The 13,012-nt window shown below is 69.6% G+C and carries 9 protein-coding genes; 6 read left to right on the top strand and 3 right to left on the bottom strand.

The annotated features are described in order from the left end of the window. Together ACY5KJ_RS03370 and ACY5KJ_RS03365 are read right to left on the bottom strand one after the other, a co-directional pair. On the bottom strand, positions 1-2,375 hold a 2,375-nt coding region (locus ACY5KJ_RS03370; RefSeq protein WP_462202770.1), incomplete at its 3' end, for a glycoside hydrolase family 65 protein. Continuing rightward, complete coding sequence (locus tag ACY5KJ_RS03365; RefSeq protein ID WP_462188611.1) at positions 2,372-3,133, bottom strand: beta-phosphoglucomutase family hydrolase; 762 nt, start codon at positions 3,131-3,133, stop codon at positions 2,372-2,374. The genes ACY5KJ_RS03365 and ACY5KJ_RS03370, both read right to left, overlap by 4 nt. 206 nt (positions 3,134-3,339) lie before the next feature. Between ACY5KJ_RS03365 and dcd the strand changes: the two genes are divergently transcribed. Further along, positions 3,340-3,939 (top strand): dCTP deaminase, encoded by a 600-nt coding sequence (gene dcd, locus ACY5KJ_RS03360; protein WP_462188612.1) that lies wholly within the window; start codon positions 3,340-3,342, stop codon positions 3,937-3,939. Between the two features lie 79 nt (positions 3,940-4,018). On the opposite strand, the gene ACY5KJ_RS03355 is transcribed toward dcd, so the two are convergent. Continuing rightward, the gene (locus tag ACY5KJ_RS03355; protein ID WP_462202769.1) at positions 4,019-6,238 is read right to left on the bottom strand and encodes a (Fe-S)-binding protein; all 2,220 of its coding nucleotides are present in this window, start codon (positions 6,236-6,238) and stop codon (positions 4,019-4,021) included. 644 nt (positions 6,239-6,882) lie between these two features. Between ACY5KJ_RS03355 and ACY5KJ_RS03350 the strand changes: the two genes are divergently transcribed. The 5 genes from ACY5KJ_RS03350 to ACY5KJ_RS03330 all read left to right on the top strand — a co-directional run bounded on the left by ACY5KJ_RS03350 (position 6,883) and on the right by ACY5KJ_RS03330 (position 12,984). Beyond that, complete coding sequence (locus ACY5KJ_RS03350) at positions 6,883-8,115, top strand: nuclease-related domain-containing protein (protein ID WP_462186411.1); 1,233 nt, start codon at positions 6,883-6,885, stop codon at positions 8,113-8,115. Between the two features lie 321 nt (positions 8,116-8,436). Next, on the top strand, positions 8,437-10,266 hold the full coding sequence (dnaK, locus tag ACY5KJ_RS03345) for a molecular chaperone DnaK (protein ID WP_462202768.1): 1,830 nt from the start codon (positions 8,437-8,439) through the stop codon (positions 10,264-10,266). Beyond that, positions 10,263-11,078, top strand: coding sequence for a nucleotide exchange factor GrpE (gene grpE, locus ACY5KJ_RS03340; RefSeq protein ID WP_462186387.1), 816 nt, complete (start codon positions 10,263-10,265; stop codon positions 11,076-11,078). The genes dnaK and grpE overlap by 4 nt, the downstream gene beginning before the upstream one ends. A 113-nt stretch (positions 11,079-11,191) precedes the next feature. Continuing rightward, positions 11,192-12,382: a molecular chaperone DnaJ gene (dnaJ, locus tag ACY5KJ_RS03335; protein WP_462202767.1), complete on the top strand. Its 1,191-nt coding sequence runs from the start codon at positions 11,192-11,194 to the stop codon at positions 12,380-12,382. Continuing rightward, entirely contained in the window at positions 12,379-12,984 is a 606-nt protein-coding gene (locus ACY5KJ_RS03330; protein WP_462186391.1) for a heat shock protein transcriptional repressor HspR, read from the top strand. The genes dnaJ and ACY5KJ_RS03330 overlap by 4 nt, the downstream gene beginning before the upstream one ends. Positions 12,985-13,012: the final 28 nt, after the last annotated feature.

Here is a 13,012-nt window from a genome sequence, read left to right as displayed (position 1 = left end):
GCACCGGAGCGGCCGCCGGTCCCGGGCAGGCGCAGGAAGCGCAGCGGCTCCCGACCCGGGGGCTGCTTCGGCCGTTCCAGGACGGGCGTCGGCGGGACCTCCATGCTGACCGGCTGGCCGGGAACCACCCGGACGGTCTTGCCGTGGTGCAGCAACGTCATCGCCGGCCCCGCGGGGACGGTGTAGACCGCCGTCGAGTCGGAGACCTCCACCCGCAGGTGCCGCCCGCGGACACAGAGCCCGAAGGCCAGCCTGGTCAGTCCCTCGGGCAACCGCGGCGCGAACGAGATCACCTCACCGCCGTCACGCAGCCCACCGAAGCCCTCGACGAGGGCGATCCAGCTTCCCGCGAGGGAGGCCATGTGCAGCCCATCTCCGGTGTTGTGCTCGATGTCATGCAGATCCATCAGGGCGGCTTCGCGCAGGTAATCATGGGCGAGCGACAGGTGCCCACACTCAGCGGCCAGCACCGCCTGGGAGCATGCCGACAGTGACGAGTCCCGAACCGTCAGAGCTTCGTAGTAGGCGAAGTTGCGGATCTTCTCGTCCATCGTGAAGGCATCACCCCGGCGCTGCATCGCCAGGACCAGGTCCGCCTGCTTGACGACCTGCTTGCGGTAGAGGTCGAAATACGGGAAGTGCAGCAGCAGAGGGTACTGCTCGGGCGCGGTGTTCGCGAAGTCCCAGACCTGGTGTTCGGTGAATCCCTCGGACTGCGGGTGGACGCCGAGATGGGGGTCGTAGGGGATGGACATGTTCTCGGCCGCGTCCCGCCAGGACGCCGTGACCTCGGCATCCACGCCCAACTCGGCGGCCCGGTCGGGATGGCAGCGGGCGGCGTCCGCCGCGGCCACGAGGTTCCGCTGCGCCATCAGGTTCGTGTAGACGTTGTTGTCGGCGATGGCCGAGTACTCGTCCGGGCCCGTGACACCGTCGATCCGGAAGCGGCCGTCGAGGTCGTGATGTCCCAGCGACCGCCACAGCCGGGCGGTCTCGATCAGGATCGCCAGCCCCACCGTGCGCTCGAACTGCTCGTCCCCGGTGATGGTGACGTAGCGGGCGACCGCGTCGGCGATGTCGGCGTTGACGTGAAAGGCGGCCGTCCCGGCCGGCCAGTACCCGGAGCACTCCTCGCCGTGGATGGTGCGCCAGGGGAAGACGGCGCCCTTCAGATTGAGCAGATCGGCTCGTTCCCTGGCCAGTGGCAGAGTCGCGTACCGCCAGCGCAGCGCGTCGGCCGCCGCGTCAGGCGCGGTGTACGTCAGGACGGGGAGCACGTACGACTCGGAGTCCCAGAAGGCGTGCCCGTCGTATCCGGGGCCGGTCAGGCCCTTGGCCGGGATCGCCCGCCGCTCGGCCCGCGCTCCGGCCTGCAGGACGTGGAACAGCGCGAAGCGAACGGCCTGCTGCACCTCCGGGTCGCCGTCGACCTCGACGTTGGCCCGCTTCCAGAAGGCATCCAGGTACTGCCGCTGCTCGCCGACGAGACCGGGCCACCCGGTCTGCCGCGCTGCGACCAGCGCCGCGGCGGCCTGGTCCCTCAGGGCTGGGAGGGACCGTTGCTCCGACCAACCGTAGGCGATGAACTTGACCATCCGTAGCTTCTCGCCCGGGGCAAGCACCGCCGTGGCCGTCACCCGGCCGGCGTCCGGCTCGCTCTCCGAGGAGACACCCAGCGAGTCCGGCCCGGCGAACTCGTGGTCCATGGCCGCGGCGACACGGATCTCGCTGCGGTGGGTGATGTGGACGAGCTCGACCATCGTGCCGCTCGCCCGATGGCGCTCGGACCGCAGCGGCGACTCCAGCGCAGCCGCGGCCCGCGGGTCACCGTGCCAGGCCGGCAGCTGCTCGTTGGCCACCAGCTCCGACTGGATGACGATCCGCGCCGGGTCGCCCACCGGCTCGATCTCGTAGTACACGGCCGCGATGGAACGCTGCGAGAACGACACCAGCCGCTCGGAGTGCACCCGGATGGTCTGCCCCGCCGGCGAGACCCATTCCACGTCCCGCCGGAGCACGCCCTCCCGGAAGTCGATCGCCCGCTGATGCGACCGCAGATCGCCATAGCGGATGTCGAACGGCTCGTCGTCGACGAGTAGACGGATCACCTTGCCGTTGGTGACGTTGATGACCGTCTGGCCGGACTCGGGATATCCATAGCCGGCCTCGGCATAGGGCAGGGGCCGCAGCTCGTGGACCGAGTTCAGGTAGGTGCCCGGCAGGCCGTGCGGATCGCCCTCGTCGAGGTTTCCCCGGAGCCCGATATGGCCGTTGGACAGGGCGAACAATGACTCGGACCGGCCCAGATCGGAGATGTCGAGACCGGACTCCTGGATGGACCACGGCTCAATCAGATAAGACGCTTTGTCGATCACGCGGGGCCGGGTCCGGAGCCGTGGCCGAGCAGGTCCGCCAGGTCGTTTACCACGATGTCGGCCCCGTGGGCGCGCAACGCTGCGGCGTGCCCTACCCGGTCGACCCCCACGACCCAGCCGAACCCGCCGGCCCGCCCCGCCTCGACGCCGGCCAGGGCGTCCTCAAACACCGCCGCCCGCCGCGGCGGCACCCCGAGCAGCCGGGCGCCGGCGAGGAAGGTGTCGGGCGCTGGCTTTCCGGCGAGATGGTCACGGGCGGCGACGACGCCGTCCACCGCTCCGTCGACGAGGGCGTCAAGCCCGGTCGCCTTCAACACCTCGGCGCAGTTGGCGCTGGAGGAGACGACCGCGCGGGGGATCCCCCGCGCGGCCAGTTCCCGCAGGTACGTCACCGAGCCGGGGTAGATGTCCACACTGTCCCTCCTAATCCGTTCCAGCAGGAGGAAATTCTTCCGGTTGGACAGCCCATGCACGGTGAGCGCGGACGGCGGGTCGTCCGGTGTTCCGTCGGGAAGCCTGATGTGACGGGCGTCGAGAAAGGCTCGCACTCCGTCGATCCTGGGCCGGCCGTCAACGCACTCGGCATAGTCATGCTCGAGGTCGAAGGGGACGAACGGCCCTCCCGACCGCTTGGCCCAGTTCTCCAGGAAATCGTCGAACATCTCTTTCCACGCGGCCGCGTGGATCGTCGCAGTGTTCGTCAGCACGCCATCCAGGTCGAACAGACATGCCTCGATGTGATCGGGTAGCCCGAGCATCCGTCCCGCCTGTCCCTTCCGCCCCAGCCTTCCCCGGGAGCACCCACCCGTCCGGCCGGGTATTCATCGACCGGCCACGTGCCTCCTACCCGGGTCACGCTCCGTCTCACTCTTCCACGCGGCTCCGTCCTCCTCCGGGTGGACGGTGAAGATCAACCTCCGGGTAGAGGGTGAAGATCAACCACTCATGCTCTAACGTCCGGGACGTGCTGTTGTCCGACCGGGACATCCGGACCGAGATCGCCACGGGCCGGATCCGTCTCGACCCCCACGACCCTGGCCTCATCCAGCCGTCCAGCATCGACCTACGGCTGGACTGCTGGTTCCGGGTCTTCGCCAATCACCGGTACAGCCACATCGATCCCTCTCTCGAGCAGGAGGATCTCACCGAGCTCATCGCCCCGGAGGGCGACGAGCCGTTCGTCCTGCATCCGGGCGAGTTCGTCCTCGGCTCGACGCTGGAGATCGTCACCCTGCCCGACGATCTCGCCGGCCGGCTGGAAGGGAAGTCGAGTCTCGGCCGGCTCGGGCTGCTCACGCACTCGACGGCGGGCTTCATCGACCCCGGCTTCTCCGGGCACGTCACGCTGGAACTGTCGAACGTGGCGACGCTGCCGATCAAACTCTGGCCCGGCATGAAGATCGGCCAGCTCTGCCTGTTCCGGCTGTCCTCGCCGGCCGAGCACTCGTACGGCTCGACCATTTACGGCTCGCGCTACCAGGGCCAGCGCGGCCCGACTCCGTCGAGGGCCTACCGGGACTTCACCCGCGCACCGGTCCCGAACGGGGAGATCCCCCCAGGCTGACTTCCTTGCCTTTCAGCTTCCTTGCCTTTCCAGAGGGTTTCATGTTCAATTTATCCCTCTGGAAAGGCAAGGGCACAATCTAGCCGACAGGCTCGGCGGACGCCTCGGTCGGAGCCGCTGGCGCCGCCGGCGCCAGCGAACGGGCCAGGAGCTGGGAGACGTCGAGCACCTCGACGCCGTCCTTCGCCTCGCCGCTCAGCTTCTTCTCGGTGACGGCGTCGGTGAGCATCACGATGCAGAACGGGCAGGCGGTGGACACGACGTCCGGGTCGAGGCCGAGGGCCTCCTCCATCCGGTCCACGTTGACCCGCTTACCGATCTTCTCCTCCATCCACATCCGCGCGCCGCCGGCACCGCAGCAGAAGCCGCGGTCCTTGCAGCGGTGCATCTCCTGGCCCCGGATGCCCGGGATTGCCGCCAGGATCTCCCGCGGCGGGGTGTAGACCTTGTTGTGCCGCCCGAGGAAGCAGGGGTCGTGGTAGGTGACCGACGACTCCACCCGGGTCACCGGCACCAGCTTGCGCTCCTCGACCAGTTTGCCGAGCAGCTGGGTGTGGTGGACGACCTCGTACTGACCGCCGAGAGCCGAGTACTCCCGGGCGAGGCTGTTGAAGCAGTGCGGGCAGGTGGCAACGATCTTCTTGACGCCCGTGGCGTTCAGCAGCTCGATGTTCGCCTTGGCCATCTCCTGGTACAGGTACTCGTTGCCGAGCCGGCGCGCCGGGTCTCCGGTGCAGGACTCGTTCGTACCGAGGATCGCGAACTCGACCCCGGCGGTGTGCAGGAGCTCCGCGAAGGCCCGCGCGACCTTTTTGGCGCGGTCCTCGATCGCCCCGGCGCAGCCGACCCAGTACAGGTACTCGACGTCGTCGGGGATCTGCTCACCGTCGCCGAGGACACGCACCTCGAAGGGCAGGCCCTCGGTCCACTCGGTGCGGGTCCGCGGCGAGACGCCCCACGGGTTGCCGTTGTTCTCGAGGTTGCGCAGCATGACGCCGGCCTCGGACGGGAACGCCGACTCGATCATCACCTGGTAGCGACGCATGTCGACGATGTGGTCGACATGCTCGATGTCCACCGGACACTGTTCAACGCACGCGCCGCAGTTGGTGCACGACCACAGGACGTCGGGATCAATGACCCCGCCCTCCTCCTCGGTGCCGACCAGCGGCCGGTCGACCTGCGGCTGACCGGGCTGCGGCACCCGGCCGAAGCCGGACTCGGGCACATGGTGCACGGTGTGGGAGTCGGAGGCGTCCTCGGCGATCCCGGTGACCGCCTTCGGCGCCTCCTCGCCCTCCGCCGCGCCCTCGGTGGACAGCAGGTAGGGCGCCTTGGCGAAGAGGTGGTCACGCAGATCCATGATCAACAACTTCGGTGACAGCGGCTTGCCAGTGTTCCACGCCGGGCACTGGCTCTGGCACCGCCCGCACTCGGTGCAGGTGGCGAAGTCGAGCATGGCCTTCCAGGAGAAGTCCTCGACCTTGCCGACGCCGACGACCGGCTCGTCCTCCTCCATCAGCTTCTCGATGTCGGGGGTGGTGGCCAGCGGGCCGAGGGCCACCGGCTGGCGCTTGAGCACGACGTTGATCGGAGCCAGGCCGATGTGCAGGTGCTTCGAGTAGACCACCAGCACCGAGAAGCCCATGATCACCGCAACGTTGAGCAGTAGGAAGGCCGTCTCGATGCCCTCGTTCACCTCATGGGAGAGGCCGGAGAAGATGCGGCTCACGGCGTAGGACGCGAAGGCCCACTTTGTCTGGCCCTGCGGGAGGTTGCCGGTGTTGTACTGGGCGCCACGGCAGATCAACAGTGTCACGATGACGGCGGTGATCAGGCCGAGGATGACCCAGGCCGGCCCGGTGTGCGAGCCGTAGAATCGCGACTTGCGCTCCAGCCGCGCCGGGGCGTCCTTCAACCGGATGATCGTGAAGGCGGCCAGGCCGGCGAGGACCGCCACGGCGAAGAAGTCCTCGAGGAAGCCGATGGCCGCCCAGTGCCCGAATCCCGGGATGTGGAAGTTGTCGTCGAACAGGCCGCCGTAGGCCTCGATGACGGTCAGCAGCAGGATCGTGAAGCCCCAGAAGGTGAAGAAGTGGGCCGCCCCGGGCACCGACCACTTCAGCAGCTTGCGCTGCCCCCCGACCTCGCTGATCTCCGTCCAGACGCGGGTCGGCAGGTCGTCGAGCCGGCCCTCGGCCGGCTGGCCGGACCTGATCAGCCGGAACAGCCAGAAAACCCGGCGCCCGGCAACCGCGAGAGCAATCAGCGTGATCGCTCCACCGATCGCAATTCTCACAGCATCCTCCATCTGGCACCCACTATCGCGGGCGAGCCTGCTCGTACCGACCAGCAACGTATGGGACGAGTGGCTCACGCCACCCGGACAAGTGGCCCGCGCCACCGTAGGGGCGGGTCCGGTCCCACCTCCCGGCCAACCTGCCTGGCTGGGTCCCCACCCCCGGGCGTAGGGGCACTATGAGGCCGACAGCGAACCCGCTCACCGTCAACCCTGCCACGATGTGGTCCGAGCGGCCCGAGCTAAGGGGCCCAAAGGCCCGATCGTCCGCGCGAGGTGCACGAGACTGCTACGTTCAGCGGCAGACGCCCAACCAACACGCAACGCCTCGCACCGTCACGACTACCACGGCGCCCCGGATCCCGCCATCCCGGAACGTCGCTCCCCCCCGGGAGCCTCCCGGGCCGACGAGGTCAACCCTTGTGCCGGCAGGTGCTTCGACGCACCATAAGGACAGCTTTCGCCCACGGTGACCGGGCGATCGTGTGTCCCGCGGTGCTCGCCACCTTCACGTTGTGCATGGGCCCGGTGCCAGCGATGCCTTGACGACGCCCGGCGTGCCCCGGCGGACGGGCCCTACCGACGTTGACGACCCCGCGAACGACAACTCCGCGAACGACAACCCTGCGAACATGGTGGGCACGATGGCGACGATCACCCGGCCGACGATGACCCGAGTCGGCCGCCCTGGACACTCCCTGCAGACGGAGTACCTCCGGGCCAGGGAGAACCAGGCACTCGTGCGGCGGGACAAGCTGAGCCGCGAGGTACCCCGCACCGCGGTGCGCTCGGCCCTGGTGGGACTCGTTCTCGCCCTCGTCATCGGCTTCGGCCTGGGGCTGCCCACGGTCGCGGTCGTCGTGTTCCTGCTGGTCTTCATCGCCTGGCCGGCCGGGATCGTGATCGCCTCGTTCGGGACCGCCCCCGACGTCGAGTCGCTGCGCGAGGGGGCCGAGGCGGAGCGCAGGACCGCCCGCGCCATCGCCCGGCTGCGCCGCCAAGGGTACGTCATCCTGCACGACCGGGCCGTCCCCTACTCCGAGGCGACCATCGGTCACCTCCTGGTCGGGCCCGGCGGGGTGATGGTGCTCAGCAGCGACAACAACAAGGGCACCGTGCGGTACAAGAAGGGTGGGGCGACCTGTGACGGAGAGTCACTCAAGCCCCCGATCGACCGCACCGCCTGGTTGGGTGGCGAGGTCCGCAACCAGATCCGCGCAGCACTGCCGATGCTTAAGATCCCGGTAAGTCCGATCCTGGTGATGGTCGAGGCCAACGTCCTGTGGAGCGACGGCGCCCTCGACGGAGTGACGATCATCAGCATCAAGGACGTCGTCAACTACATCCGGCGCAAGCCCGGCCGGCTCAACCCCGGTGAGGTCCAGCAGATCGCCGCCGCCACGGAACGGCTGTTTCCGGCCTACTCGGCCAACCGCCTCGCCGAGCAGATCACCGTCGGTCGGGACCAGTGGCTGACCCTGATGGACGCGCTGCGCACGATCCGTGAGCGCGACGGGGACGCTTCCGAGATGCTCGACCGGCTCGCCCAGATCGAGTCCGACCTGGGCCGACAGGCCGACCTCATCAACCGGACCGGAATGCCGCTCACGGTTCCCGGCCGAGCGGGCACTGACGAGGCCGCGAACGGCGGCGGCGCGGCCTCCGGGCCGGACGGTCCGTCGGCTGCCGGCATGGGGCCGGTCGTCTCGCCCCGGCTCGGATCACGCGCGGGCGGACGGCCGCGCCCGGGAGCCCGCCGCGGGCGCATCCTGGCCGCCGTTCGACCGCCCCGGGAGACGACGGACCCCGACGCCGGCCAGGCGCCCGGCGACGGTGCCGCGGGTGACTCGGCCCCGCAGCCACCCGCCGGAAGCTGACGCTCTCCCACTCCACTCCACTCCACGCGGCTCCCCCGCAGGCTCTTCCCGCCAGCTCCCCTTCCGGTCCCGTCCGGCGGCGCTGGCGGGAATTTCCCGGCCGCACAAAAGTTGAGCGCGCTAGGATCACCTCTGTCAGGCTATGATAAGAGCCGTCGTCATGAGTCAGAGCGACTCAACACACCAGCCTGGCTTAGCGTTGGCGGAACCGAGGCTTCCCGGAGTGATCCTCAAACCTCGGTTCACCGACAGGTTCCATCCCCACGAGGTCGGTGCGCCCGCCTGATCGGCGCCACCGACATGATCGAAAGGCGCACAGACATGGCACGAGCGGTCGGTATCGACCTCGGCACCACGAACTCCGTCGTGAGCGTGCTCGAGGGCGGCGAACCCACGGTGATCGCCAACGCCGAGGGCTCCCGGACGACCCCGTCGGTCGTGGCTTTCGCGAAGAACGGCGAGGTCCTGGTCGGCGAGGTCGCCAAGCGTCAGGCGGTGACAAACGTCGAGCGCACCATCCGGTCGGTCAAACGCCACATGGGCACCGACTGGAAGATGACGGTCGACGCGAAGGATCTCACGCCCCAGGAGATCAGCGCGTTCATCCTGCAGAAGCTGAAGCGGGACGCCGAGTCCTACCTCGGTGAGACGGTCACGGACGCGGTCATCACCGTCCCGGCGTACTTCGATGACGCCCAGCGTCAGGCCACTACCGAGGCGGGCACGATCGCCGGGCTCAACGTCCTGCGGATCGTCAACGAGCCGACCGCCGCGGCCCTCGCCTACGGGTTGGACAAGGGCGAGAAGGAGCAGACCATCCTGGTCTTCGACCTCGGTGGCGGTACCTTCGACGTCTCCCTACTGGAGATCGGCGACGGTGTCGTCGAGGTGAAGTCCACCTCCGGTGACACCCACCTCGGTGGTGACGACTGGGATCAGCGCGTCACCGACCACCTGATCAAGACTTTCAACGGCCAGCACGGGGTCGACCTCGGCAAGGACAAGATGGCCCTGCAGCGGCTGCGGGAGGCCGCTGAGAAGGCGAAGATCGAGCTTTCGCAGTCCACCCAGACCACGATCAACCTGCCCTACATCACCGCGTCGGCCGAGGGTCCCCTGCACCTCGACGTCTCACTGTCGCGCGCCGAGTTCCAGCGGATGACCTCCGACCTCATCGACCGCTGCAGGCACCCCTTCCAGCAGGCGGTGAAGGACGCGGGGATCAAGGTCAGCGACATCGACCACGTCGTCCTCGTCGGTGGTTCCACCCGGATGCCCGCCGTCGTCGAGCTGGTCCGCGAGCTGACCGGGGGCAAGGAGCCGAACAAGGGCGTCAACCCGGACGAGGTCGTCGCCGTCGGCGCCTCGCTGCAGGCCGGCGTGCTCAAGGGCGAGGTCAAGGACGTCCTGCTCCTCGACGTCACCCCACTCTCGCTCGGCATCGAGACGAAGGGGGGGATCATGACCAAGCTCATCGAGCGCAACACCACGATCCCCACCAATCGCTCGGAGATCTTCACCACCGCCGAGGACAGCCAGCCCTCCGTGCAGATCCAGGTCTTCCAGGGCGAGCGCGAGATGGCCGCCTACAACAAGAAGCTCGGCATGTTCGAGCTGACCGGCCTGCCGCCCGCCCCGCGGGGCATGCCCCAGATCGAGGTCACCTTCGACATCGACGCAAACGGCATCGTGCACGTGTCCGCGAAGGACCTGGGCACCGGCAAGGAGCAGTCGATGACCATCACCGGTGGCTCGGCGCTGCCGAAGGACGACATCGACCGCATGGTCCGCGACGCCGAGCAGTACGCCGAGGAGGACCGCAGGCGCCGGGAGGAGGCCGAGACCCGCAACAAAGCCGAGACGCTCGTCTACTCGACCGAGCGGTTCCTCGCCGAGAACGGCGAAAAGATCGACGCCGCGGTGAAGAGCGACGTGGAGGAGAAGCTCGGCACGCTGCGGGGCGCCGTCGCCGGCACCGACACGGCGGCGATCCGCGAGGCGGCCGACGCGCTGGCCGCGGCTAGCCAGGCGATGGGCCAGGCCATGTACGCGCAGGCCGCCCAGGAGGGCGCGGGTGCCTCCGGCGGCGCCGGAGCAGCCGACGACGACGTGGTCGACGCGGAAATCGTGGATGAGGAGGACAAGAAGTGACCTCAAGCCAGGCCGCGGACTGGTGGGGTTCGTCTCGGCCCGACGGCCGGGACGAGGCCGCAGAGCCCCCGGTGGTGGTGCGGGACCGGCGCCGGATCGATCCGGAGAGCGGCGAGGTCCGGCCGGAGGCCGCTGCGTCCCCCGGCCCGACGGCCACGGAGGTTCCACCCGCCGGAGTCCCGGCGGGCGAGGGTGACGGTGAGCTCGTGGCGTCACTGCGCCAGCAGGTCACCGAGCGGACCGCGGACCTGCAGCGCCTGAAGGCCGAGTTCGACAACTACCGTCGGCGGGTCGAGCGGGACCGTCAGCAGATCGGCGAGCAGGCGACGGCGAAGCTGCTGGCGAGTCTGCTGTCGACCCTCGACGACATCGGCCGGGCTCGTGACCACGGCGATCTGGAAGGCCCGTTCAAGGCGATCGCGGAGGCCTTGGAGGCAGCCCTGGAGGCGACCGGGCTGGAGCGATACGGGGCGAAGGGCGACGAGTTCGACCCGTCGGTCCACGAGGCCCTGATGCACTCCTATCGGTCGGACGTGAGCGGGCCGACTTGCATGGACGTCTTCCGGGCGGGTTACCTGCACGCGGGCAAGGTGTTGCGGCCCGCGCAGGTGTCGGTCGCGGAACCGTCGGGCGAGGTGGACGAGACCGTCGATCAGCCAGTCGAGGCGGAGGTCGTCGCCGGGGCCGGCGAGGCGGCGGGGAGCGGCCCGGGCCAGGCAGGCGGCCCGCCGAATCGGCTGGCATCGGTTCCCGATGACACGGGCAGTGCGCCCGGGCCGGACAACGGCGGGCCCACTGTCAGCGCCGACTGAACACCGGCTGAAGAGGGGAGCCAGGTCCGTCCGGCCGTCCGCGAGCCGGGGTCTGACGGGCATGGCCGGCCACCGCCTCGCGCGGATGACATCGTGAAGGAAGGAGGGGCGCCGTGAGTGTTCGCGACATGGTCGAGAAGGACTATTACGCCGCTCTCGGCGTTCCAAAGGACGCCTCGGCGACCGACATCAAGAAGGCGTACCGCAGGCTGGCCCGTGAGCTGCACCCCGACAAGAACCCGGGGGACGCCAAGGCCGAGGCGCGGTTCAAGGAGGTCTCCGAGGCCTACGACGTTCTCTCGGACGAGGGCCGTCGACGGGAGTACGACGAGGCCCGGGCGCTGTTCGCGGCCGGCGGTCGTCCCGGCGGCGGCTTCGGCGGGCCTGGCCGAGCCGGGGGTTACGGCGGGTTCGGCGCACCCGGCACGGGCTACGGCAGCGGGCCGAACCTCAACCTCGACGACCTTCTCGGTGGGGCGAACGGCGGCCTCGGCGGCATCTTCGACAACCTGTTCCAGCGGTCGGCACCCGGACGCGGCCCGCGTCGGGGTGCCGACATCGAGGCCGAGGTCACGATCCCCTTCGAGAAGTCGCTGACCGGCCTGGAGGCGTCGGTCCGGCTTCCCGGGGCCGCGACCTGTACCACCTGCACCGGCAGCGGGGCGCGTCCCGGCACGACGCCGCGCACCTGCCCGACCTGCCGTGGGCTGGGCGTGGTGTCCCGCTCCCAGGGTGGCTTCGCACTCTCCGAGCCCTGCCGCGACTGCCTGGGCAAGGGCACCTTGATCGACCATCCCTGCCCGGACTGCCGGGGCACCGGCCGGCGTGAGCGTGAGCAGCGCATCCGCATCCCACCTGGGGTGAGCGACGGACAGCGGCTGCGGGTCCGGGGGCGTGGCATACCCGGCGAACGGGGCGGACCGGCCGGTGATCTCGAGGTGACGGTGCACGTGCTGCGCCATCCGGTGTTCGAGCGGGAGGGGAACAACCTGGCGATCACTCTCCCCGTGACGATCACCGAGGCCGCCCTCGGCGCATCGATACGGGTGCCGACCCTGGACGGTGCTCCGCTCACGATGAAGGTACCGGCGGGGACCTCCAGCGGTCGACGCCTGCGGGCCCGCGGGCGGGGTGTCCCCACAGCCGGGGGCGGGAACGGGGACCTCATCGTCACGCTCGAGGTGACGGTGCCGAAGCCGAGTGATCTCTCGCCACGGGCACGTACGGCGTTGCTGGAGTTCGCCCAGGCCCATCCCGAGGACCCACGGGCGCCGTTGATGGAACGGATGGGGGCAGGCGGATGACCGGGCGGCCGAACCGCACATCCGACCCGCCGCCCGCCCGGCGCGGGCGAGCGACGGGAGCAGGGCGAGCGATGGGAGCAGGGCGAACAGGGGAACGGCAGCTCCAGAGAGGACCGGCGGCGTCCCCCGCTGAGGTTCGGCCGGACACCGAGATTCGGCCGGAGGGCTACTACCCCGCCGGCCCGCTGCCGGGCCCGGCCCACGACGAGGACGCACCGGTCTACGTCATCTCGATCGCCGCGCAGCTCGCCGGGATGCATCCCCAGACCCTGCGGTCCTACGACCGGCTCGGGCTGGTCACGCCCGGGCGCACGGCCGGGCGGGGGCGGCGTTACTCCGCCCGGGACGTGGCGTTGCTGCGCGAGGTGCAGCGGTTGTCCCAGGAGGAAGGCGTCAACCTGGAGGGGATCAAGCAGATCCTCCGGTTGAGCGCCCAGGTGATGGCGCTGCAGGCGCAGGTGCGTCAGCTCACCGAGGAGCTCGCCCGGTCCCGCGCCGACACGGACCGCGCGGTGGCCGAGGCGCATGCCAGTCACCGGCGCGACCTCGTCCCGGTGGATCGCGGCGCGCTCGTGGTCTGGCGGCCGCTGCCCCGCCGCTGACCGGCCGGGCAGAGCCGGCAAACGGATG

Source organism: Frankia sp. CcWB3, from assembly GCF_977927595.1.
This window is presented reverse-complemented; position numbering and strand designations above follow the sequence as displayed.